The 24,900-nt window shown below is 41.7% G+C and carries 20 protein-coding genes; 6 read left to right on the top strand and 14 right to left on the bottom strand.

What is annotated here, in order from left to right; genetic code table 11:
* Positions 1-25: 25 nt before the first annotated feature.
* Positions 26-496, bottom strand: coding sequence for a GNAT family N-acetyltransferase (locus NZ848_RS02120; protein WP_259014159.1), 471 nt, complete (start codon positions 494-496; stop codon positions 26-28).
* A gap of 15 nt (positions 497-511) precedes the next feature.
* Complete coding sequence (locus tag NZ848_RS02125) at positions 512-1,429, bottom strand: nucleotidyltransferase family protein (RefSeq protein WP_253533659.1); 918 nt, start codon at positions 1,427-1,429, stop codon at positions 512-514.
* Between the two features lie 117 nt (positions 1,430-1,546).
* Between NZ848_RS02125 and NZ848_RS02130 the strand changes: the two genes are divergently transcribed.
* The 4 genes from NZ848_RS02130 (at position 1,547) to NZ848_RS02145 (ending at position 7,689) form a co-directional block, all read left to right on the top strand.
* Positions 1,547-3,250 (top strand): PA14 domain-containing protein, encoded by a 1,704-nt coding sequence (locus tag NZ848_RS02130; protein WP_259014160.1) that lies wholly within the window; start codon positions 1,547-1,549, stop codon positions 3,248-3,250.
* A 62-nt stretch (positions 3,251-3,312) separates the two neighbouring features.
* The gene (locus NZ848_RS02135; RefSeq protein WP_259014161.1) at positions 3,313-5,301 is read left to right on the top strand and encodes a plastocyanin/azurin family copper-binding protein; all 1,989 of its coding nucleotides are present in this window, start codon (positions 3,313-3,315) and stop codon (positions 5,299-5,301) included.
* Between the two features lie 237 nt (positions 5,302-5,538).
* Positions 5,539-6,660, top strand: a complete 1,122-nt coding sequence (glf, locus tag NZ848_RS02140) for a UDP-galactopyranose mutase (protein WP_259014162.1) — start codon at positions 5,539-5,541, stop codon at positions 6,658-6,660.
* Between the two features lie 138 nt (positions 6,661-6,798).
* A complete protein-coding gene (locus NZ848_RS02145; RefSeq protein WP_259014163.1) occupies positions 6,799-7,689 on the top strand; it encodes a beta-1,6-N-acetylglucosaminyltransferase in 891 nt (296 codons plus the stop codon).
* Positions 7,690-7,703: 14 nt separating this feature from the next.
* Here NZ848_RS02145 and NZ848_RS02150 read toward each other — a convergent pair whose 3' ends face one another.
* The 5 genes from NZ848_RS02150 to cmk form a co-directional block, all read right to left on the bottom strand.
* Complete coding sequence (locus NZ848_RS02150) at positions 7,704-8,759, bottom strand: winged helix DNA-binding domain-containing protein (protein ID WP_259014164.1); 1,056 nt, start codon at positions 8,757-8,759, stop codon at positions 7,704-7,706.
* Between the two features lie 169 nt (positions 8,760-8,928).
* Entirely contained in the window at positions 8,929-9,486 is a 558-nt protein-coding gene (locus NZ848_RS02155) for a glycosyl-4,4'-diaponeurosporenoate acyltransferase CrtO family protein (protein ID WP_259014165.1), read from the bottom strand.
* Between the two features lie 91 nt (positions 9,487-9,577).
* Positions 9,578-11,902 (bottom strand): hypothetical protein, encoded by a 2,325-nt coding sequence (locus NZ848_RS02160; protein WP_259014166.1) that lies wholly within the window; start codon positions 11,900-11,902, stop codon positions 9,578-9,580.
* Positions 11,903-11,965: 63 nt separating this feature from the next.
* Positions 11,966-13,036 carry an NAD(P)/FAD-dependent oxidoreductase gene (locus NZ848_RS02165; RefSeq protein WP_259014167.1) on the bottom strand — a complete coding sequence of 357 codons (1,071 nt, stop codon included), beginning with the start codon at positions 13,034-13,036 and terminating at the stop codon, positions 11,966-11,968.
* Positions 13,037-13,040: 4 nt separating this feature from the next.
* The gene (gene cmk, locus NZ848_RS02170) at positions 13,041-13,742 is read right to left on the bottom strand and encodes a (d)CMP kinase (RefSeq protein WP_259014168.1); all 702 of its coding nucleotides are present in this window, start codon (positions 13,740-13,742) and stop codon (positions 13,041-13,043) included.
* Positions 13,743-13,851: 109 nt separating this feature from the next.
* Between cmk and NZ848_RS02175 the strand changes: the two genes are divergently transcribed.
* Positions 13,852-14,463 (top strand): DJ-1/PfpI family protein, encoded by a 612-nt coding sequence (locus NZ848_RS02175; protein ID WP_309600817.1) that lies wholly within the window; start codon positions 13,852-13,854, stop codon positions 14,461-14,463.
* A 397-nt stretch (positions 14,464-14,860) separates the two neighbouring features.
* Here the strand turns inward: NZ848_RS02175 and miaA are convergent, their stop codons facing one another.
* The 7 genes from miaA to NZ848_RS02210 form a co-directional block, all read right to left on the bottom strand.
* Positions 14,861-15,790 carry a tRNA (adenosine(37)-N6)-dimethylallyltransferase MiaA gene (gene miaA / locus NZ848_RS02180; RefSeq protein ID WP_259014169.1) on the bottom strand — a complete coding sequence of 310 codons (930 nt, stop codon included), beginning with the start codon at positions 15,788-15,790 and terminating at the stop codon, positions 14,861-14,863.
* Between the two features lie 76 nt (positions 15,791-15,866).
* Positions 15,867-17,078, bottom strand: coding sequence for an acyl-CoA dehydrogenase family protein (locus tag NZ848_RS02185; RefSeq protein WP_259014170.1), 1,212 nt, complete (start codon positions 17,076-17,078; stop codon positions 15,867-15,869).
* Between the two features lie 36 nt (positions 17,079-17,114).
* Positions 17,115-18,335, bottom strand: a complete 1,221-nt coding sequence (gene lysA, locus NZ848_RS02190) for a diaminopimelate decarboxylase (protein ID WP_253533670.1) — start codon at positions 18,333-18,335, stop codon at positions 17,115-17,117.
* 120 nt (positions 18,336-18,455) lie between these two features.
* Positions 18,456-18,833 carry a DUF3127 domain-containing protein gene (locus NZ848_RS02195; protein WP_253533671.1) on the bottom strand — a complete coding sequence of 126 codons (378 nt, stop codon included), beginning with the start codon at positions 18,831-18,833 and terminating at the stop codon, positions 18,456-18,458.
* Between the two features lie 87 nt (positions 18,834-18,920).
* A complete protein-coding gene (locus NZ848_RS02200; protein WP_253533672.1) occupies positions 18,921-19,919 on the bottom strand; it encodes a DUF4249 domain-containing protein in 999 nt (332 codons plus the stop codon).
* Between the two features lie 8 nt (positions 19,920-19,927).
* Positions 19,928-22,324, bottom strand: a complete 2,397-nt coding sequence (locus NZ848_RS02205; RefSeq protein ID WP_259014171.1) for a TonB-dependent receptor — start codon at positions 22,322-22,324, stop codon at positions 19,928-19,930.
* Between the two features lie 130 nt (positions 22,325-22,454).
* A complete protein-coding gene (locus NZ848_RS02210; RefSeq protein ID WP_259014172.1) occupies positions 22,455-23,345 on the bottom strand; it encodes a diacylglycerol/lipid kinase family protein in 891 nt (296 codons plus the stop codon).
* Between the two features lie 79 nt (positions 23,346-23,424).
* Here NZ848_RS02210 and NZ848_RS02215 point away from each other — a divergent pair, with 79 nt between their 5' ends.
* Positions 23,425-24,744, top strand: coding sequence for an alkaline phosphatase D family protein (locus NZ848_RS02215; RefSeq protein WP_259014173.1), 1,320 nt, complete (start codon positions 23,425-23,427; stop codon positions 24,742-24,744).
* Positions 24,745-24,900 lie beyond the last annotated feature (156 nt).

Consider the following 24,900-nt stretch of genomic DNA (forward strand, 5'->3'; position numbering starts at 1 on the left):
GTTTAACAGGCGGTAAATTGTTTTATTAATCAAGCCTTAGTTCCATTTCATCACTAGTTGCCTTGAAACCGTATTTTTCATAAATGGGTCTTCCTTCTTCTGACGCGTGCAATTGTATACGTTTGTAGCCAAGGTTTTTGGCTTCTTCTACAATACGGCTGAAAATCTCTTTGCCTAGCCCTTTTTTTCGCCAGAGGGGCAATGTATAAACATTCAGTATGTAGGCAACTCTGCCATCGGGCAACGAAAAACCCGGAAAGATTCTGAAAAAGCACAAGCCACTGGTACAAACAATTTTTCCATCTGCTTCGGCCAGCCAGACCACAATTTCACCGCTTCCGAGATGTAAATGAAAATAATCTTCAAGCGTTTGCCTTAGCCCTTCCTCATCGGTCTGGTGCGTTTCATTGCTTTGCACTTCTTTCAGAAACTGAACCCTTAACCTTGCCAGCTCTTTTACATCAGCAAGGGTAGCTTTTCGATACGAAATAGTCATCAGATGAGACGTTTATTAATCTACAACAGGATATTTGCCCTGGTCGGCCAGTTTCTGCAATGCTTCGGTAACGGTAGGTTTATCTTCCGGATAAGTAACTCCAAACCATTCAGACTCATTAGAGAAAACCTTACATTTCCCCAGCCCGTTCTGAATCAGGTAGGTCATTACGGTTGGTATATAAAACTCTGCTTTGGGCGAGTGTAGGTTTTTAATAGCGTAGTCTTTGAACATTTCGTTGATAACCGAAAAAACACCGGGCATAAAACCCCAGAAGTTCATAGAAACTATGGTGTTATCATCCAGCTTGGTCAGTTCATCTTTTTCTTCAAAAACAATCTGGCCATCTGCCTGACGGTAAATCTTCGTTCGCTCGGTAACAACTTCCAGAAATCCGTCGGCATCCAGTTCACAAACTCCGCGTGACACTGAACCGTTTTCAGACAATGTATTCTTTATCTGGTAACCTACCATAGCGTGGCGGGTTTCTTCTTTATTGGTTGAGAGGAAATCAGCCATGATTTTGAAACCTTCATATCCGTAAAAATCATCGGCATTGATAACGGCGAAAGGCGTGTTGGTTTGCTCCCAGGCGCATAATACGGCATGGCCAGTACCCCAGGGTTTGGTGCGCTCAACAGTGCCCAGCTCGGCAGGCACATAGCTTTGAACGCTCTGAATGGCAAAATCGTAATCGATTTTTCCTTCCAGCTTCGGGCCGAATATTTCCTCGAAATCTGCTTTAAGTTCTTCTCTGATAATAAACACTATTTTGCCGAACCCGGCTTTGATAGCGTCATATATTGAATAATCTATAATAGTTTCGCCGTTAGGGCCAAACTTATCTAATTGTTTCACACCTCCGTAGCGGCTACCCATACCCGCCGCCAAAATCAGTAAAGTTGGTTTCAACATAAAAAGCTTTGGTTTCATTATTTCTCAACAAAAGTACAAAACTGTTTCATTAGTGCTTAAAAAGTTTTTCCGATTTTAATTGTATAAAATACAATTAATCGGCTAGATTTGTAGAAAACTCTAACAGATTCAACCATGTACCTACGCTTCTTATCCATTTTATGGGCGTCTTTGCTTTGTTTTCAATCCTATGCTCAGGAATTTCCACTGAATCAGTTACCCATTGATAACTGGGAAACCGGTAGCTGGAAAACCGCCGGGAGCGTTGATAATCCGTATAAAAAGAAACCCGGCTTTAAGGCGGGTAACCAGATTTTGTTTTCAACCACGCCGGGCAGAACGACTTCTAAATTAATTACGGCCGATGCCAAAGTTAAGTTTGATTTCATGCTGGGCAAAAACAGTGATGGCGTATTTTATATTCAGGGTAAACACGGCATTATACTGAGTAATTCAGGTACTACCGGCGCTATTATCAGACCAGACGGCACCCTTCAATTAGCTAATCAAAATGCAGGTAAGGCCATTGGCTTATGGCAAACCCTTGAAGTTACTTTTTCTGATGCTCCTTTTGGCGAAGCACTTATTATTGAAAAAGTAACCTTGAACAACGTAGTGATACATCAGGGCTATGTGATACCTGCCAAAGGTATAAATGAAGGCCCGCTGGCATTTGAAAACAAGGCAGGTACTATTGCCATTAAAAATGTGCAGTATCTAAAATATAACAAAGAAAAACCATTAAAGCTGAGCGACTTAAGCTACGAAATGTATGAGACGTTCGACTGGAACCAACAGTTTGCGCCCAAAAGCACTACACCAAACGATAAAGGTACCACCACTGCCCTTACCAAAGATTTTGGGGCTGGTTACAACCGTTTTCTTCTGATATTCAGAGGGAATCTGGATGTGGAAAAAGACGGAAGCTATTCACTGGTGGCTGATTATGCTGGCAAAGCCTCAGTAAAAGTAGATGGTAAAGAAGTAATACCAACCGAAAGCGGAGAAACGTATCGCAGACCCAGAGCAGCTTATCTGGATTTGAAAAAAGGCAAACACCCCATTGAGATACGCTATAACAAAGTATGGTGGAGAGCCGAACTGGGACTTTTTGCTGCCGGACCCGAAGTAAGAGCGTATCCGCTTCATGCCGAAACCTCACTGCCATCGCCACAAGCTGTTGGTGAAATAGAAATAACTCCCAGGAGCGATGTAGAAGTTATCCGCTCGTTTGTTATGTTTAATGGCAAAAAGCGCACACATGCTATTTCGGTTGGTACACCTGTCGGAACCCATTACACGTTCGATTTAGACCAGGGTACCCCGCTTTATGCCTGGAGAGGTGATTTTGCTGATGTAACAGAGATGTTTCATGAACGCGGTGAACCTCAGTTGCTGAAACCAAAGGGTGTAAAAACTACCTTTAGTGGCAAAACGAGTGTTGCCTTGCTTGCAAATGCCAATGAGTCTTTTCCGGATACGCTTGATGATTACAAAGACTTTATTTTTAAAGGTTATGCACTGGGTGGAGAAGGCCTGCCTACCTATAAATACCAATACAAGGGCGCTGAAATTACCGAGAAATTTGAACCATCGGCCGATGGAGGAATCACAACCACCATCAGTGCTATCGGTGGTAACAGCCTTTATGCAAGACTTGGCGAAGCCAAAAGCATAACCCAGCTCGATAAAGGGTTTTATATTTTAGAGACAACAAACGGTAATGACAGCTACATCAGGCTGGATGCTAAACTGAAACCGGTCATAAAAAATACACGTGACGGACAAGAGATTATCATTCCGCTGGCTGGTAGTGTTTCGTTTACAACACTTTGGTAAGCCTAAAAAAGAAGACATTTAAGGTTGGTTTACAACCAGAACCCATTCAAATAAATCTGAAAATGAAAAAAATATTCATCTTAGTGTTATTCACAATTACGGGGGTTTATGCCCAGAACCGCCCGTTGGTGGAAGAAGACTTTTACCGTATTGTTACGTTGCCGGTTCCGGAAGGTGTAAAGCTGGAAGTTGGCGGTTTGGCTGTTTTGCCTGACGGCCGCTTGGGTGTATGTACACGCCGTGGCGAAGTATGGGTTATCTCAAACCCATATATGAAAAACGGAACCACGCCTACCTACAAAAGATTTGCCAGCGGCCTGCACGAGCCACTGGGTCTTAATTATATTAATGGCAACCTGTGGGCAACCCAGAGAGGAGAGGTAACTATTCTGAAAGATAATAATGCAGATGGTGTAGCAGATGATTATACCTCATTTTACAAATTTCCGCTTTCGGGCAATTACCACGAGTATTCTTATGGCCCTGTGCTATTGCGCAATAATGATATGCTGATAACGCTTAATCTGGGTTGGATTGGTCATGGCGCCAGTTTGTCTAAATGGCGAGGCTGGATGTTGCGCCTAACGCCTGATGGAAAAATGACCCCCTGGGCAACAGGTTTGCGTTCTCCGGCTGGGTTTAATGTTTTGAAAAACGGAGATATTTATTATACTGAAAATCAGGGCGATTGGGTTGGATCAGGAAGAATGACACAATTGGAATCGGGTGATTTTGCGGGAAATCCGGAGGGTCTTGTCTGGACATCAGAGGCTAATTCGCCATTAAAAATCAAGGCATCTGATGTGCCTGATACCGGTGAGCCTATGTATGATGTGGCCAAACGCCTGCCCAGCTTAAAAACTCCGGCTGTGTGGTTTCCGCATACATTAATGGGTATTTCAACGTCTGATATTGCCGAGGATTTATCAGGTGGGAAATTCGGGCCTTTTGCTGGTCAGCTTTTTGTGGGCGACCAGGGGCACAGCAAAATTATGCGCGTGTTTTTAGAAAAAGTAAAGGGTAAAAGTCAGGGAGTGTGTTTCCCTTTCCGCGAAGGCTTCCAGTCGGGCATCCTGCGTATGCAATGGGGACTTGACCACTCCATGTTTGTGGGTATGACCAGCCGTGGGTGGTCGTCAACCGGGAAAGACGAGTTTGGTTTGCAAAGATTGGAATGGACAGGCAGAACACCTTTTGAAATGAAAACGGTGAAATCAATGCCGGATGGGTTTCTTATAGAATTTACTCAGCCAGTTAGTAAAGACCTTGCCAGAGATATTGATTCTTATAAAATTAATAGTTTTACCTATAAGTATCATCATAATTATGGTAGCCCTATTATCAATGCCAAAAAATTAGGCATAAAGGCTATTCAGGTGGCAGAAGATGGCATGAGCGTAAGGCTGGCCATTGATTCGTTGCGTTTGGGTTATATTCATGAGTTACGCCTGGAGGGTATCAGAAGTGCAGAAGACAGACCTTTATTGCATAACGTGGGTTATTACACACTTAACAACATTAATGATGAAGCTCCTAAAATGGATATTGCCAGATATGTTGTAGCCGAGAAAAAACCTGCTGATGAGCACGCCGGGCATACCATGAGCAATGCACCTAAGACAGAGCTAAAGGCAAGTGCCAAAAGGCTGACAGAAATACCGACTGATTGGGGTGGCAAAGTAGACCAGACCATAAATATTGGTACTAAACCGGGGCTTAAGTTTGACATAGCCCGTGTGCAGGTAAAAGCCGGAGCCAGAATCCGTCTGGTTTTCAATAATAATGATGACATGCTCCATAACCTGGTAATTGTAAAACCTGGTACGGTAGGTAAAGTAGGCGAAGCCGCCTTTAAAATGGGACTGGAAGGCGAAAGCAAGGCCTACGTACCAGATTTAAGTGAGGTGCTGTTTCATACAGGGCTGATGCAACCGGAAGCACAGGAGACTATCTATTTTACTGCCCCAAGCACACCAGGTGACTACACTTTCGTTTGTACTTATCCGGGGCATTATACTGTTATGCAGGGTACAATAAAGGTTGTGAAGTAAATCAATGAAATATCTGTACAAAAAGGGCGAATATCAACTTACTGATTTTCGCCCTTTTTTGTGAATCATAGTGGTTTTAATTCAAGAATCATTTTTTGATAGTTTTTTATAAATAATTCCATTTATTGAATCCAAAACAAATAAATTTATAAATTGCTAGCCTGTGAATCTTTTCCTCAAAGACTATATCACACAAATAGCTTGAATCTTTATGGATTCTAAAATTAAATCAAAAAAATGTACGACTATTTAATTGTTGGTTCCGGGCTTTTTGGAGCAACTTTTGCTTATGAAGTTTCGAGAATTGACAAAAAGGTTTTAGTATTAGACAGAAGAAAAAATGTTGGTGGAAACGTTTACTGTGAAGCGGTTGAAGGCATAAATGTTCATAAATTTGGCCCCCATATTTTTCATACTAATAATGAAGATATTTGGAATTTCGTAAATAAGTTTGTTCGCTTTAATAGGTTTACTTATTCACCTATTGCCAACTACAAAGGCAATCTCTACAATTTACCTTTTAATATGAATACTTTCTACCAGATGTGGGGAATTAAATCTCCTGAGGAAGTAAAGTCAATCATTCAAAACCAGGTAAATAGCTCGGGAATTATAGTTCCGGATAATCTCGAAGAACAAGCGATATCTTTGGTCGGTAAAGATATTTACGAAATTTTAATAAAAGAATACACGGAAAAGCAGTGGGGTATGCCTGCAAGAGAACTTCCTGCATTTATAATTAAAAGATTACCTGTAAGATTTACCTTTGATAATAACTATTTTAATGACAAGTTTCAGGGTATACCAGAAGGGGGTTATAATTTGCTAGTGGCTTCTCTGCTTAGAGGTATTGAAGTAAGACTCAATGTAAATTTTCTTGATGATAGGGCGTATTGGGAATCCATCGCAAAAAAGATTGTCTTTACTGGTCCTTTAGATGAACTTTTCGGATATGAAGATGGTGTTCTTGAATATCGGTCATTGCGATTTGAGGAGCAGATACTTTCAACTGAAAACTATCAAGGAGTTGCTGTAATGAATTTTACAGGCAAAGAGGTGCCATATACCAGGATTATTGAGCATAAGCATTTTGAATTTAATAAAGGGCCGAAAACGGTTATAACTAAGGAATTTCCAATTCATTGGTTTAAAGGTTCAGAACCGTACTATCCGATAAATAACAAAATTAATGAAGCTTTACATAGAAAATACAAAGGGAAATCAGACAGGCTTAAGAATTATATTTTTGGAGGTAGATTAGCTGATTATCAGTATTATGATATGCATCAAGTAATTGGTTCTGCGCTCTCATTGGCTAAAAAAGAAATTCTTCAATCAGATGATAATAGTTACGATTAATTAAAGAATGGTGATAAATCATCTCAGGTGTTCGTTACTTTATTTTTGAGAAAGGACTCACCATAGATTTTCTATTATGGATATTGTTAATTTTGTTCCATTTCAAACGAGCTGGAATTATATTGAATATTATAAAGAATGAATAAACACGCATACTTAATTATTGCGCACAATAATCCATGGCAGTTATCTATATTAATTGAGCTTTTAGACGATAAAAGAAATGACATTTATATTTTGATAGATGTCAAATCAAATTTATCGGAAAATCAATTATTGTATAAACCAAAATATGCAAGCTTAAGCGTTTTGAAAGACCCAGATAGGAAAATTTATTGGGGTAGTATTAGCTTAATAATGGCTGAATTACAACTATTGGAAACTGCATTGCGACAACATGAATACACTTATTATCATCTTCTTTCTGGGATGGATTTGCCTTTGAAAACACAAGATTTCCTTCATTCATTTTTTGGGCAAACGTCCAAAGAATTCGTAGGATTTAATAATAATCGCCTTAAGACTGCTCAATGGAAAACTGAAAGGTATCATTTTTTTGTTGAAGGATTTAATTACCGAGATAGAAAAATTTATAAATACCTACGCAACGGGCTGGTTTTGCTACAAAAAATTCTGTTTATCAAAAGAAAACGCGAGTTTACAAAATATTATCATGGCTCAGCGTTCTTTTCTATTTCTCTTGCGTTTGCGAAGCATCTTGTTAATAAAAAGTCTATTATTGAGAAGTCATATAGGCATACTATATGTTGTGATGAGGTGTTCATTCAGACAGAATTGATGAATTCTGAATTTGAAAGAAATGTTTCATCTTCTGTTGTTAAAGATAGAGAAAATATGAGACTGATTGATTGGTCAAGACGCGAAGGGAATACTCCATATACCTGGAGAATTCAAGATTTTGACGAAATGATAAAGTCTCCATATTTTTTTGCAAGAAAAGTAGATGAAAATGTTGATAAGGAGATAATTCTAAAAATTCGCCAATATTTAATAGGCGATCATTTGTAATCTTAGCCATTGAATTAACCGCCCAAAAAAGCCTTGAAGCGCTCAATGGCATTGGCAATTATTTCATTTTCTTGCGTAGTTAGTGGGTAAACGGGTGCAACTTCGATATGTAATATTCCGTTTTTTACTATCCTTTGCCATGAACCGACAATTACACCGTTGATAACCACCATACGGTTATAGGCAAAAACGGCTTGTTCTTCATTTGGGGCTTTTGATGGTAATATAGCATTTCTGTTTTTGTATGCTATACCGTATTCGTCATAATCCGGCATCAGGAAAGAATGGTTCGGATGCTTTAAATCTTTAGTGTCGGCTGGTTTGAAAATGTACTCCTGACCATCAATTTTGGTTTTTGCAAAGTCTGATGGCAGATTATTAACCCCTTTGGTGGCATCTTTTGTAGTCAGGCCAGACCACCACACAAAATCCTGCACGGTTGCCGGGCCACGGCTGGTAAAATATCTTTTTACTAACTCAGTTAAAGCTTCTTCCTGTGTAAAAGGCTTTGTTGAGGCAACTCTTTCATCTAGTAAGGCATAAGTAAATTGTTTTCCCTGCCTCGGGCCGCTACAGATAATTCCTTCTAATTCAGCCTGCATCATCAGGCAGCTTAGACCTACACCATCTGTTACTATTCCTGCTTCAACAAAGGCATCATTGAGGGCATTGCGGGTTAGAAATTTACCGCCTTCCAGTTGCTGAATGATAATTGCATTGCATTTACTGAAAACGTTGTTGTCAAGTCCGTTTTTTCTGTACTGATAGGCATTAAAAGCATGCACGCGCGGAGCCGTTAAGGCCAGAAGCCACCGGATATCGGCTGGTGCAACAAAATGCCAGGTTGGCCGCATCAGGTGCGTGCGCAAAATTTTGCCTTCATTAAAGGCCTGTTCAATTGCTGATTCATCCAGATTGTTAGCTCTTAATGCAATGGCCCATTTTGCCATCGCATATTCCTGCGACTGCATAGCGCCCATCCATGATACCACCTGTTCGGGTGTAATAAATGCTGGCTCACTCAGTTGCTGATTATAAAGCCGCGAAGTTATGATGTCAGCCTTTGTCATTAGTAAAGTCCTATCCGTTTGCTTTAAAAAGTATAGTAAATGTTTGAAATTTTTCAGAGAAACAGTGCTTGCGAAAGTGTTTCGCTGAGCATGGAATTATCTTATCGGATAAGTCAGTTAATAAAACCTGTTGAGTTTTATTACAAGAAGTACAAACGAGTAATTCAATTTATTGTATGTTGTTTCTACGGAGCATCAGCAGATTAATTCTGATGCGGTTATATTGTTGTAAAAAAATCGGATAAATATTGTAGGCAACATTGGCAAGTGATATAAAAATCCCCCATGCTATCAACCCTTTAATGAACGCATAAATGCCTAAACAAAGAAAAAAGACAAATACAAGGTAGTGGAACTTCTCATTGACAGCAGACTTGGCCAAAACATTCTTAAAAGATTGTTTGCTTTCAATGTACCTGTACTCAGGGTGACTGTTTTTAACAATGTTATTTACCAGGTCGCCGTCCTGCGTATATTTTTTAATAAATCTTACACCTATTTTTCTGTATAAGTGTTGGCTTTTACTTAGTCTTATACGGGCAAGCCATGAAGTTGGAACAAAAATGACCGGGCAACTGATAAGCAGAAACCAGTAAAGTATGCTGAGCGGCAAATGTTGGATACAGAAATAGATAACCGGGGTAAAAGCCAGTGTAGACCAGAAAAAATTGATTAGCTGGTTATAAATAACTAGTGCTTTAGGGCTTTTATTTTGCCTGTTTTTCATTTGCAAGGCAGATTCCAGTCTATAAAACAAACTAAAACCCATTCTTGCGAACGGGTTTATATCTCGTCGTAATTCAGTACAATCAAGTAAATTAAAAATCGTAGCCTAGAGACAGGTAAAACTTGGGCTTGCCTACTTCTGCATCTTCAAGCCCCCAGGCGTAATCGGCTTTTACAAAATAACCCAAAATAGTAGTTCTTACTCCTGCGCCGTAGCCAATCAGAAAAGGATTTTTAAAGTTGGTAACCTGGGCACTGAATGGATTTGCTCCACCTCCGATTTGTTCAGTATTCAGGCTATTCTGGCGATTAAAAGGTCCTTTACTACCATACCAGGCAGTGCCAATATCACTAAAGCCCACAAACTGCATATTGCGAAGGAAGCTTGAAGAAAACGAACCTTTAGAAAAATACTGAGCTAACGGAAGCCTGAGCTCAAAATTAGTCAGCAAGTGGCTGGTGCCAAACAATTTGGCAAAATTAAAGCCTCTCAGGTTACCGGCATAGTCGAAGAAAAGAATGTCGCGCAAATCGTTCGGTATACCATCCATTTGTCCGTTAGATGGTTCAATGGTTCGGTTAACAGAATTTTCTACACCACCCAGAAAAGTAACTTTAGGTGAATTGCCCAATGAACGGCTGTAAGATAATCTGGCTGCAAAAATAAAGGTATTCAATAAGCGCTGATAATGCCGCGCATCAACCACCAGCCTGCTGAAATTACCGCTGCCGGAAGCAAGACTATAATTGCGCTCTAAACGCAGTTTGGCTCTTGTACCCAAAAGAACTTTGCTATAAAGCGGTGTGGTGTTGTCAAATACAACTTCTGCTTTATAACCCAGGTAGTTAGTGGTAAGTGTTTTGGTGCTTAGTTCAAGTAAATTAATATCTGTTGTAGTAAGAAAAAACGGAGAAATACCTACCCTAAGTTTATTACTTATAGGATAATTGGCATAAGCCGAAAACTTGTTATAGAATAACCGGCGGTCAATAGACGCGGTGGCAGCAGAAGGAAGATTGATTTTTAAAGGCTTGAACAAATACATACTTCTGCTGTCGAGCTCACCCAGTGATACTGAACGGCGGAAAATGCCCAAGCCCCAGTCAATCTTTTTTGCATTATTATTGTATTCAAGCTGAATATCATGATTACGTATGATTGGCGCAATAAACAACCCGATTTTCAGATTATGGTTTTCAAGTAAATCATTTAGCACCAGTGTGTTTTTCATACCAATACGGCGCACCGGATCCATCAGAAATTCAGTTTTTATATCATTGGCAATCATGATATTTTCATACGCGAAAGGCCCTTTTATTTTCAGGGTTTCACGGTAACGACCCGGTTTCGGAGAAGTTTTATCGCCTGCATCAACCTTATTTTTGCCAGTTTCATTGGCCAACGACTTCATGACGTTTTCAGCATCAAATTCATAGTTATCGGTATCTACTTCTCCTTTTTGAAGTACCAGTTTTTCTTTGGGCTTGCTTAATTCAATGCGCGGAGAAACCGAAGGCCGGTTTATGGTTGCTTCTACAATCTTCGGAGTCGCATTGGCATAGGCGCCACTCACATAAAATTCTTTCCATTCTTTTAGAAAGCGGTTATATGAGATACCCAGTGTACTGGTGATGCTAGACTCTTCCGTGCGGATGATCCGGGTCAGGTTCAGGATATTTGAGATATTATCTTTACCGTATCGCAAGGCAATATAGGTCCAGATAGATTGCCCGACAAGCTCTGCATCTTTGCCTTCCAGGTTAGAAATTTTCTTGTCTTTATTTTTCAATACGGCAATCCGCAGGCGGTCCAGGGTTGCGGGGTTTTCGCTGTTTTCTGAAATATAGGCCGCAATTCCAGCCATATACCATTCAGGCACGGTAAGTAGCAGAGAACTCTGCAGTACTTCTTTCAGCGAGCCTCCGTAAAGCATATCGTAAACGAACAAGCGCGAAATTTGTCTGATTAACTCCTGCCTGAAGGTTTCTTCTTTGCCAGTGTACGCAATCTGCACGCGCGATTTGGCCAGATTGAGAATACCGCCGTCTAAATCAACAGGTGCCGTAAGTCCTATGTTGCTTTGCGCCAGGTCTTTAGGCGAATTATAAAGAAATATCTTCATGGTTGTAAAAGGCGTGTAGCCTAACAACTCGGTAATACGGTCATATTCTTCTTCAGAAAACTTGGCAGCATTGCGGGCAATTTTATCGCCGCCTCTATAGTAATTGAATTCAAAATTATTGCTGGTGAGCGTTACCCATTCAAATCTCTTTTCCTGAATACGGTTTTTGCCAAATTCTTCTTGTGTAGAGGCAAAGTAGTTCTGAGCAGAAGCAGATGATACACCAATGCAAATAAGAGCGTTAATGGCAAACAAGCGAGCAATATTTCGTTGAAAAGTAGAGATTTTTTTCATAGCTCTCTGTATATATCCCGCTCCTTGGTTCGGGTTTCAGACTTTGTTTTCTGGTTTAAGGTATTATGCTTTATCCTGTAACGAATATAACGAATAAAATCTTCGAATGTTAGACTCCGCGGGCAAATCTTTCTTGCTTTCTAAAAAATATAACATCTCCTGTGCAAAATAAGGCGCCAGAGAAACCCCCTTGGTGCCTAAACCGTTAAACGAATAGACGTTGCCGTGTGCCGGATGGTTGCCTAGAAATGGGCGGCGGTCTTTAGTTGTAGGTCTGATACCCGCCTGCTGGTCAATAACCTGGTACGGGATTTTGAGAAATTTATCAATTTTACCGGTTATACTTTCCAGGCTCTCTTGTGTCGGTAGCCAGTCTAACTGATTCCAGCTATACGTTGACCCAAAACGGTATTGCTGATTGCCTAAAGGAATAATCCATGCTCCCTGATTAACAATTTCTTTAATTGAATAGTCAGTCATGGTTGCAATAATTGTTTCTCCTTTGGCGGGGTTAAATGGCAGCCAGTTGAAATAGGGGTTCTGCATGGCGTAGTACCCATCGCAGAAAATTATTTTTGGGGCGCTGAAAGTTTTGTAGGAAACCTTCTCGTTAGTAAGCACCAAAGCGGGGTAATCAAATTTTTCGGCCTGATATACAGCCTTTTGAACGAAAAGTTTTTTTAATGTACTCAACATGAGAGGTACATCTACCCACCCGGCTAATGTTGTATACAAGCCACCGAGACTGTTTTCAATTGACTGATATTGATTGGGTTTTACCAGTTGAATATATTTGGATAAATCGTATTCATCAGTCAGTTGCAGAAAATGTCTTCGCTGTTGTTCGTTGGCATAGGGTCTGAATAGATTGGTTTCGTAATAAAAGCGGGTGTGCGTTTCTTTTTCGAGTGTAAGATAAAACTCTCTGGAAAAAGGAAAAAGCGTATCTGCCAGCCAGGTTTTGTCCAGGTTTTTACCGGTTACAGGGTTAAAAATGCCACCGGCTACAGCCGATGAGGTTGGAAGCGATTCGTCATTCAGAATAACTACACGTTTATCGGCCTTCAAGAGCTGATAAGCCAGCACAGAACCCGCAATACCTTGTCCCACTATGATGTAATCAAACTCCTGCATAGATTTACATTGAACCGTTCTTTAACTTTTTGCTGAGCGCTTCGTCGGCCAGCAGGCATACTACATCCACCTGTTCGTCAAGCGTCATGAAAGACGTATCTACTTCTATGGCATCATCTGCTTTTCTTAACGGACTTTCCTTACGGGTGGTATCTATCAGGTCTCTTTTTCTTATGTTTTCAATAATATCTTCCAGGTCAATCAGATCTCCCCTTTCTGATAACTCTATCTGGCGGCGATTAGCCCTTATCAGTGGGTCGGCGGTCATAAATATCTTCAGTTCAGCATCAGGAAAAACCACTGTACCTATATCGCGTCCATCCATTACTACTCCTTTTTTTTTGCCCATGCGGCGTTGTTGGGCTACCATGGCATGCCTTACGGCAGCTACTGCGCTTACTTCACTTACCTGATTGGCAATGTACAGCTTTCTGATTTCATCTTCAACGTTAAGCCCATTCAGATAGGTCTCATTCCGACCGTCGTTCGCATTCCTCCTGAACTCAATATGAATGTTTTCAAGCGCTTTTTCAACTTCTTTGTCGTTAGTGAGGGTAATCAGGTGTTCATGAAAATAGAGTGTTACCGAACGGTACATGGCACCAGTATCGATATAGGTATAACCCAGTTTTTTTGCCACTCTTTTGGCCGTGGTGCTTTTGCCACAGCTGGAGTACCCATCAACGGCAATAGTAATTTTTTGCATTCAATCAGAAAGTTTTTGCAAAGAAAAATCTATTTTGCGAGAGTATCAATCTGTCTGGACAGGTTTTGTCGAATTTTAAATTCTCAATGGGTGTCATTTTAAATGTTTAATGATGAAAACAGTAGCCATTTTTATTTTTGATGAGGTAGAAGTACTCGATTTTACCGGGCCCTTCGAGATTTTTGGTGTTGCCGGAAAACAAGGCGGGGGAGACGGCTTTTTTGAAGTATTTACAGTTGCTGAAAAACCGCAGATAGCTGCCAGAAATAACCTGCAGGTGGTGCCAAACTATACTTTAGAAAATTGCCCGGTGCCTGATATTTTGTTGATACCTGGTGGGGGAGGTTTTAAACCGGATGGCACACCTTACGGAACCCGCCGCGAAATGAATAATGAAAAGCTACTGGACTGGGTAAAGGCAATGAATGAAAAAGTAGAATTGCTTTTGTCTGTCTGTACGGGTTCGCTTATTCTGGCAAAGGCAAATTTGCTAAATGGGCTGTCGGCCACCACACACTTTAAAGCAGTTGAACAAATGCGGGCTGTGGCACCAGACACCACATTAATACCGGAAGAACGTTGGGTTGATAACGGACGGATTATTCTTTCGGCAGGGGTATCGGCGGGTATTGATATGGCTTTGTATGTAGTTGCTAAACTGTATGGGAAAGAGGTAGCTGATGAAACGGCGAGGTATATTCAGTATGATTATTGGAAGTAGGAAAGTGTATTATATTTTATCACCAAATTCTACGTCGGGTTCCACTACAATTCTTTCTGAGTTTTTATGAAACCGCACCAAAAAAGTTATTCGTATTTTAAATTCCCGGGTTGTTACTTTTTGAGCTGCAAAAAGTAACGCAAGACTAGCCGTCCGCAAAGCAGCCCATCATTCCAACTCGCACAATCAAAAATCCAACAATCTCTCTCGCATGGTTATATACATTCCAAGATTTTTAATTGTGAACTAGCCGTCCGCCTCAACAGGAATGACGTAATAAGGTATTCAATTTTAGTTGTTATTTTATTATCAAGGTAGTGCATTATTCCTCCGCGCAACTCTGTGTTAAACTTCGGGATACTCCGTGGTTTAAGGTTTATAAAATTAAAGTCAGGTTTTAATCATTAACTGTCTTTAACTGCTGTTTTATATATCCATAAACCCCATTAAAATCATCCGCATTGAACCATTTGAAATTATCCTGATTTTTGAACCAGGTCATTTGCCGCTTGGCATATCGTCTTGAATTGCGTTTCAATAACTCTACCATCGTCTGGTAGTCAAAAGCTCCATCCAGATACTCAAATACTTCTTTATAGCCTACTGTTTGTAGAGCATTATGATTTCTGAATGCCGTTACACCTTTTACTTCGTCTACCAAACCATTCGCCAGCATCATATCCATTCGTAGGTTAATGCGGTCGTAGAGTTCTTCTCTCGGGCGTTCAATACCAATTTTTATGCATTGAAAGCTTCGTTCAACCTTATGGTTTTTATGAAATTCAGAGAAAGGTCTGCCAGCACTTAAGCAAACTTCCAGAGCCCTCACCACACGCTGTGAGTTTTGTAAATCGGCGGTGGCGCAATACTCTGGGTCTAGTTTTTTTAACTCCCCGGCCAGTACCTCAAGACCTTCAGTTTCAAGTCTGTTCATAAGATTTTCCCGAATTTCTAAGGGTGCTTCGGGCATCTCATCTAATCCGTCGGTAATGGCTTTTATAAAAAGCCCCGAGCCTCCGGTCATGATGGCTACATCTTTTCGCTTAAAGATGTCTTCTTCCACTAGCCTGATGGCATCTCTTTCAAAATCACCGGCACTGTAATAGTCAGTTATATGATGAGAATCAATGAAATGATGGATAACACCATCCATTTCTTCTGGGGTTGGTTTGGCAGTGCCAATGCTTAGTTCTTTATAAAATTGCCGTGAATCGGCTGATATAATTTCAGTTTGAAGCAAATGTGCCAGCCTGACAGACAAGTCTGTTTTGCCTACGGCAGTAGGGCCAACAATAAGAATAAGGTATTTTTGAGAGGTTATTGCCAAGTGAATATGAAATACTGTCTGGCTGCAAAATTAGATAAAATAATAATTGATGTAGCAAAAATCACTCAATCGCTAATCATTTAAACGCAGCAATACCCGTAATGGCTTGGCCCAATATAAGCAGGTGAATGTCATGTGTGCCCTCATAGGTTACAACTGACTCGAGGTTCATCTGGTGGCGCATAATCGAATACTCTCCGGTTATGCCCATGCCACCATGAATCTGGCGAGTTTCACGGGCTATATCTAAAGCCATGGCTACGTTGTTACGCTTAGCCAACGATATTTGTGCCGTAGTGGCTTTATCTTGATTTTTCAGATTCCCAAGTCGCCAGCAAATCAGTTGGGCTTTGGTAATTTCGGTAAGCATTTCGGCCAGTTTCTTTTGCGTAAGCTGAAAAGAAGCAATGGGCTTGTCGAACTGTATGCGCTCCATGGCATATCTTCTGGCAGCCTCGTAACAGTCCATCGCTGCTCCTAAGGCACCCCATGCTATGCCGTAGCGTGCATTGTCAAGGCAAGCCATTGGGGCTTTCAATCCGTCAGCCTCAGGCAATATGTTTGCTTTGGGTACTCTTACATTATTAAAGACCAGTTCGCCGGTTATACTGGCACGTAACGACCATTTGCCGTGTATTTCTGGTGTGCTGAACCCTTCCATGCCACGTTCAACAATCAGACCCTTGATGCGACCCTGCTCATTTTTTGCCCATACAACTGCCACATCTGCCTTGGGGGCATTAGATATCCACATTTTTGCGCCGTTCAGAATCACGTGGTCTCCGTCTTCAACAAAGTGGGTCGTCATGCCACCAGGGTTTGAACCAAAGTCAGGCTCTGTTAACCCAAAACAACCTAAAAACTCTCCACTACCCAGCTTGGGCAGAAATTTCTGCTTTTGCTCTTCACTGCCGAATTTGTAAATAGGAAACATAACCAGCGAGCCCTGCACTGAAGCCGTTGAACGCATGCCGGAATCGCCGCGTTCAATTTCCTGCATCATCAGGCCATAAGATATATAATCCAGACTCTGCCCTCCGTATTCTAAGGGAATAGTAGGGCCAAAGACCCCCATATCTCCCATACTTTTTACCAGATGCTCAGGGAAAACGCATCTCTGAGCGGCATCTTCAATAATGGGTGATATTTCACGCTTTACAAAACTACGCACCGCCGAGCGAATCATCAGATGTTCTTCGGTCAGTAAATCATCTATGCCATAAAAATCAGGCGATTCAAACTCATCTCTTTTGTTAGAGCGATGGAAGTCTTGTTGAGAAGCAATCATAATTGTAAGTAAGTTGAGGCCTCAAATGTAAGCAAACTAGAGTTCAAGCACAATCTGATTGCGCAGAATATCCTCCATGGTTTCACGCTGACGAATCAATTTCGCCTCTCCATTATATATCAATATCTCTGCCGGGCGGAAACGGGAATTATAGTTTGACGCCATAGAAAAACCATAAGCGCCTGCATTTTTAATTACCAGAATATCGCCCTCTTTTACTTTCGGAATCGTACGGTCTTTGCCCAGAGTATCGGTTTCGCAGATGTACCCTACAATATCATAAGTCTCTTTTTCTTTACCTTCAGGATCTGACCCATTGATGATATCATGGTAGGCGTCGTACATCATAGGGCGAATGAGGTGATTAAGGCCTGAATCAACGCCTACAAAATTACGGCCCGGGTTATGCTTCACCACATTGGCTGTTACCAGTAAATAACCGCACTCGCTTACCAGAAATTTACCGGGCTCAAACCAAAGCTGAACATCCTTACCATACTGCCGGCAAAAATCGTTAAACACTTTTACTACACTTTTACCCAGCTTTTCCATGTCTGTTACGTGGTCGTCTTCTTTGTAGGCCACTTTAAAGCCCGAACCCAGGTCAAGAAATTCCAGATTCGGAAAGTATTTAAAAGCTAATTCAAATAGTTTTTCGGCTGCCTCAATAATCACATTCGCATTTTTGAAATCAGAACCCGTATGCTGATGCAGGCCTGTTACTTTCAAATCATACTTTTGTACAATTTCATAAATTTCAGGTGCCTGCTCAATAGAAATGCCGAACTTGGAGTCTTTATGGCCGGTAGAAATTTTCAGGGTTCCGCCCTCCATGATATGCGGGTTAATTCGCAGACAGATAGGTTGAGAATTTCCGTAGGTTTGTCCGAATTTCTCCAGCAAAGGCAACGAGTCAAGATTCATTCTTAAACCCATGGCTACGGCTTCCTGAACTTCAGAAAACGCCACACCACTTGGGGTATATTGTATCTGATGCGGCTCATAACCTGCCAGAATTGCCAGATGTGCTTCCTGTGTTGATACCACGTCTATATCTACGCCGTTCTTTCGCATCAGCTTCATGATGTTGATGTTGGTAAGCGCTTTGCAGGCATATTTCAGTTTTAGGTTACTACCAGCAAAGGCAGTACGCATTTTACTGATTTGCTCTTCAATTTTGTGGCCGTCATAAACATAGAGCGGTGTGCCGAACTGGCTGGCTAGAGACTCAACTGTGAAATTCTGAATTGAAAACATGGTTTTTCTGCTTGAAACAGAGGTTTATGGGTTATAATATGCTTATATGTTGATATAAAGAAACACAGAGGATATAGCCGCTCTGTGTTTCCTGATGTAATCAATATTTTTGTGTTTGCTTTAAAACGGCAGGTCGTCCTGTCCTTCTTCGGCAGAAACCAGAAACTCAGGTGCTGCAGGTTTACTGGCAACCGGTGCCGACTGCGCCGGAGCCGCATAATAAGGAGTTTCTGCTGAGGCCTCTTCTACTTTCCAGGCTCTTACGTCGGTATACCAGCGGCCGTTAAACTCGCGGCTTTCAAGGTCAAACGATACAGTTACATCTCTGCCTGCTACCAAAAGGCTTTCACTGATTCTATCTCCCCAAGCCGAAATACATACTCTTTTGGGGTATTGGCCTTCGGTTTCAATTACAAAATCCTGCTTTTTCCAAACGCCATTTTTTCCTTGTCCTGTCTGTAGTGGCAACAACTGTACTATTTTACCTGTAATTTCCATCTCTTTAAAATTTTATTTCTGCTAAAGGCGACAAAGATACGAATCATAGGGCATAAATAAAACCGGCACTGCCAAAATACTAAACACTTAAAAGGCAAAAATAAGAACCGATTTGTTTGATGCAGCAAAGCACCCTAAGCCATTTTTTATATTGGTGGGTATGGGTACCGGCTCTACAAACGGGTTGCCATCCTGCCGGTTGTTAATACGCACAGCCCTGTGATAATTGAAATAGTTCTTGTCGGTGTTTAGAATTTCAAGGCGGATGATGCTCTTTTTGCCTGCATAACGGGTATAATAGCGCTGATTGTTTTCTGCTACTGCCTCGGTACCCGGGGTAATAATACCATTGGGGGTTGAGAGCAACTGCCCATCGCGGCTTGCATCGGTCTGGTATTGCTCCTGCCGGTTTTCTTCATCCCAATAACCGGTATAACTGATTGTTCTGATGAGGGTAGTCTGAGATTTATTGTCAGGAAAAGGAGTTAACACCATGGGCGCTTTTATTTCTGCTTTCATGGTATAGAAGTTTTCCTGCCCCGGTATGTCTTTCCAGTCAAAATTAATCCTGAAAGTAAGACGGGTAGGATTCACACGGAAGTCAGTAAGGGTGTCAATCTTGTATTTTACAATAGATGCGGCATCTTTTGGTACGGTACAGGCTGCCTCAATATTACCCATTGGTGCACTGGCTTTTATGGTGTAAGTTTCACCGGCAAGAATCGGGAACGACTTCGTGCCAAGCAAATAAACCTGCTGGGTTTTACTGTATGGTAATTCAGCCGACTGCCTTTTTGAGTTTGAGATACTTACTTTGGCATTTGCCACTGGCACGTTGGTCTGGTAGATGGTATCCTGGCCGACAACAGTATAGGTGTACCCGCTGTTTGGCTGAATACCCAGTAAAGGGTTTGATAGTGTTATTTTTACCAGAATGAGGGTGTCTTGCGGAGAAATATAAGAATGCAGGACGAGTTTTCCGGCTCCTTGGGGTAGTTTGTCTTCAGGTACGGTAGTAATGAGGCTGTCGCAAGACAGCAATCCTGAACATAAAATGACACCATATAAATAGGAAAGAAACTTCATCAGTGTTGTCAGAATTTAAAATTATAAGAAAACGCCGGCACAATCGGGAACAACGAGTACTTCTTCAATACATTTTTTTCGGCCACGGTATTGTCTGAATAAGTTATGGTTTCGGTACTTATGTTATAAAAAAACGGATTCCTGCGGTTATATACATTGTAGAGGCTAAATTCCCACGTGCGCTCATGGTGTTTAAGCTTTTTATGAAACTGAATACCGAAATCAAGCCTGTGGTATGGTTCTGCACGGTATGAGTTTTTTTCGCCATATTCATTGGCATCCTGGCTGCTCCACTGTATCCGGTTAACAATGGCCGGGGTTCTTCTGGCACTATTGAACCGGTCAATGTAGGCGCTGTAAGTGGCAACAGGTAAGGTTAGGGCATTACCTGTGCCATATACCCAGGTGCCTGATATTGTAATGCGTGGTGTGAGCTCATATATGCCTACCAGCGATAGGTCATGTCGGCGGTCATACTTCGGATAAAACTTTTTACCGGCGTTCAGTTCAGGAAACTGCCAGAGTGTCCATGATAATGTGTAGCCAATCCATCCAGACATACGCCCTGATTTACGTTGCAATAAAAATTCTCCGCCATAAGACCAGCCGTTTCCGGCTGTTACGTTGTTTTCCCAGTTTACTTCCTGCGCGCCAAGGCCGTCAAGGTTTAAGAATGTAGAACCTTCTTTATAGGCCAGTATATTACGCATATATTTATAATACCCCTCTACAGTAAGTGCCAGGTTTTGCTTCGGAAAGTCTTTGGCAATACCTGCAGCTACCTGCCTTGAGTTTTGCGGCGCTACCTTGCGGGTGGTAGGTACCCATAAATCGGTAGGCAGCCCGATACCCGTGTTAGAAAGCAAATGAACAAACTGATTCATTTCTGCATAAGAGGCTTTGGCTGACAGGTTTTCGGCCAGTTTCAAGGCCGCAGAGATGCGGGGTTCGGGCCGCAGGTAACTCTTTTGTTGGGCAATAAAATAGCTGAGCCTTAGCCCTATATTCATTTTTAGATGGTCGGTGGCTTTCCAGGTATCTTCTCCATAAATGCCAGATTCCATTACATCAATCGGGCTGGCTTCACGCTCCAGGTTGGTCTGGCTGCTTTTGAGCACAATGGCCGACGGAATAAAACGATGACGTGTAACCGCCATGCCAATTCTGGCTGAGTGCTTAGGATTGGGGAAATAATCAAAGTCACTCTTCAGGCCTATGTCGTTGATGCGCGATTGATAATTCAGGGTGTAGTTGTCGCTACTGGTTTGAAAATCCTGATAATAACTGCCAATACCAAATTGATAACTACTAAGAATAAAAGAGGTATTGGCAAACAGTTTTTCATTAAAGAGGTGATTCCAGCGGAGCGTGGTAGTAATGTTACCCCAGTTTAGGTCTGAATCATTCTTTTCGGTATCTGTTTTTGACTTGCTGTAAAATTTATCTCTGCCAAAATAGGCGCTGGCATAAACCTTGTCTTTGCGGCCGAAATCGTAGTTCAGTTTGGCATTGAGGTCATAGAAATAATAACCGCCGTCATCCTGAGTTCCGGCATCTGACTGCGCCTTGATAAACGGCCTGGCCACTACATCAAGGTAGGTTCTGCGGCCTGAAATTAAAAACGATGATTTGCCTTTTCTGATGGGCCCTTCAAGAGTCAGCCTTGACGATATCAGACCAATGCCGCCTTCGCCATGCAGTTTCTCCTTATTGCCTTCTTTCATGTTTAAGTCAATCACTGACGATAACCTGCCGCCATATCTGGCGGGGAAGCCGCCTTTGGTGAGTTCCACACTTTTCAGGGCATCGCCGTTAAAAGTAGAAAAGAAACCAAAAAGATGATTGGCATTGTACACAATGGCGTCGTCTAATATAATCAGGTTCTGATCTGCGCCGCCGCCCCGCACATAAATGCCCGACTGCCCTTCGGAGCCTTTCTGTACTCCAGGCATTAGTTGCAGCACCTTTAGCACATCTTTTTCGCCTAAAAAAGCAGGTATTTTTTTGATTTGCTGCACAGGCAGGTCTATACTGCTCATCTGAGGCGTTTCGCTTACTTTGTCTTGTTGTCTTCTGGCCGACACCATCACTTCCTGCAACTGATTAGCTGTTTCCATCTCAATGTTCAACTCCAGGTTTTTCAGAAGGCTTAACTGTTTTTCAACTCGTTTGTAACCAACCATCGAGAAAATAAGTGTCAGGCTGTCAGAAGCTGAAATCGTAAGTGAGTAAAATCCATAGGTATTTGAAGCTGTGGCGATTGACGAATTCGGTAAATACACATTTACTCCTATCAGTTGTTCCTGGCTTCCTTTTTCGCGGATATACCCGCTCACAGTAAATTTATTCTGAGCAGAAGCAATAGCAGCAACCATTAAGAGCAAAATGGTAAATTTAAAGCTCATGGTTTAGGGTTTGTCTTTGGGGTGTTTATGGTTAATAAACGTAATTCAGAGCAATATATTGACAATATACTCATTTTTGAAGGATATTTTGATGCAGTTATGGAGGAAAAAGAAGCAACTGTTTATTTGCTTACACAACCAGAGGCAATCTGTTTCCTAATGTTTCTACCTGCAAAGGGCTTTGTCCTTTGGTTTCGCCGTCAATTACCAGCATGAATGGGTCGGCATCAATGTTGAATTTTCTGGCCTTCCGGTAAACAACCAAAGAGGAATGAATGTGCCTGCCCGAGAAAATTAAAGGAAACAGCCGCAGCAGATGAAAAAACGAAACATGCTTAATTACCAGTACATCCAGCAGGCCATCATCCAGAACCGCAAGCGGGGCAATCTTCATCGCCTTGCCTGTGTGTTGCGTATTACAGGCCAGCACAAAACTGAAATCTCCGGTAAAGACTTCATCGTCAACCGTTACAGTTGCCTTGAACGAAGGATTCCTGAAAATATGAAAGATGGCTCCCACGCTGTATCTTAAGCCACCCAGCCAGCGTAGTTGCTCTGCTGTTTTATTAATATCTGATACCAGCCCCCAGCCAATAATATTAAAACCGTAGCTCATTTGTTCCGGAGCCGGTGCCGTCGGAAAAGTGGCTTTAAAAATGTCAATGTGCTTAATGTTGTTTTGTCTGAATTTTGCAAGCGAACTATCCCAGTCAAGATTTTTCAGGTCGTGGTTCAATGCTTTGCCACCACCACAGGGAAACAACAGAATAGGGGGTAGAGAAGTTTTTTCGGCCAGGGCATTACATATTTCGTGCATGGTGCCGTCGCCTCCAAAAACAATAATTTTTTCGTAGGGAGTCAGGTCTTCACTTTGCAGAAAGTGAATAAAATGCCCTCTGTACTCACTCACAATGGTTGTATAATCGTAATTATCCAGTTGTTTTTTCAGGTACTCGCTGGCGGCCAGGCTTTTACCTGTACCCGAAAAGGGGTTTACAAGCAAAAGGAGTTTTTTGCACATTTTACAGAAGGTTAATATAGGGGTTCTATTGAATAGGTTAAATTTGTATTGATTCATTTTACAATCAATATTTAATATTATGATAAAAAAATTAAATCTGCTATTATTTGCAGGCCTAATTAGCGTATCTACCCTGATGGCACAGATACAGTCTGGCCCTATGCTTGGGTATTCAGAAATGAGAGAAGTGCTGCTATGGGTACAAACTAAAAAAGAGGCATCTGTGAAATTTGTGTATTGGGACAAAACAAAGCCCGCAATAAAGTATGCAACGGAAGAGTTTAAAACCACTAAATCAGATGCTTTTGTTGCCAGACTAATTGCAGACGAGGTATTGCCGGGAAAAAAATACGCATACGAGGTATGGATAGATAAAAAGAAAGTGGCGCTCAGTTATCCGCTTGAGTTTCAGACCCAGGCGCTCTGGCAATGGCGTACCGACCCTCCGGCCTTTAAGTTTGCGCTGGGTAGCTGTGCTTATATCAATGAAACAGAATTTGACCGCCCGGGTACGCCTTATGGTTCTGAGTATGAAATTTTTACGAGTATCTATCAATCAAAGCCCGATTTTATGTTGTGGAGCGGCGATAATATTTATCTGCGTGAGCCGGACTGGAACACCAAAACGGGTATCATGAAGCGCTATACCCATACGCGCTCATTGCCTGAAATGCAGCCCTTGCTCGGTAGTATTCATAACTATGCTATCTGGGACGACCACGATTTTGGCCCTAACGATGCCGACAGAGGTTTTGTAAGTAAAAAACAAACCCTTGATGCCTTTAAGCTTTTCTGGGGTAACCTCAATTATACCTTTAAGGATGAAGGCGTAACGGGGTCTTTTCAATGGGCAGACTGCCAGTTCTTCCTCATGGACGATCGCTGGTGGAGAACGCCTAACGACCGTACTACCGGAGGCAGAGAGTATTTTGGGCAAAAGCAGATTCAATGGTTGGTAGATGCCCTTAAGTTCTCAAATGCACCGTTTAAATTTGTTATAGTAGGAGGGCAGGTGGGTAATCCGGCTAAAATATTCGAGAATTTTGCCAATTATGAAGAAGAACGCAACCAGTTGTTTGAACTCATTACCAAAGAAAAAATACCCGGGGTAATCTTTATCAGTGGTGACCGCCACTGGACAGCCCTGACAAAAGTAGACCGCCCCGGCGCTTATCCACTATATGACCTTACTATTTCTGCGCTTACCTCTGGCCCCTCAAAACCAGTAAAAGAAGAAGCTGATAGCCCTTATTTGGAAGGCACCACAGTTACCAAACACAATTTCGGGTTGCTTGAAATATCAGGCAAACGCACAGACCGCGTGCTGAAGATTAATGTGCTTGATAAAGACGGTAAAGAACTCTGGACCAGAGAAATAAAAGCCAGTGAATTGAAATAATTTCCAGAATCAGTAATTAGAAAGGCCACATCCAATTACGTGGCCTTTTTCTTTTCTGATGTTTATAACCCGGGCCTGGTTTTTTTCTGAATCTTTATTGTACTATTTTTAAAGCCGTAAAAGTTATCGGGGTATTTAAGTATCAAATCATTTCCA

Origin of the sequence: Emticicia fluvialis, from assembly GCF_024793945.1 — a bacterium.
Taxonomy (GTDB): domain Bacteria; phylum Bacteroidota; class Bacteroidia; order Cytophagales; family Spirosomataceae; genus Emticicia; species Emticicia fluvialis.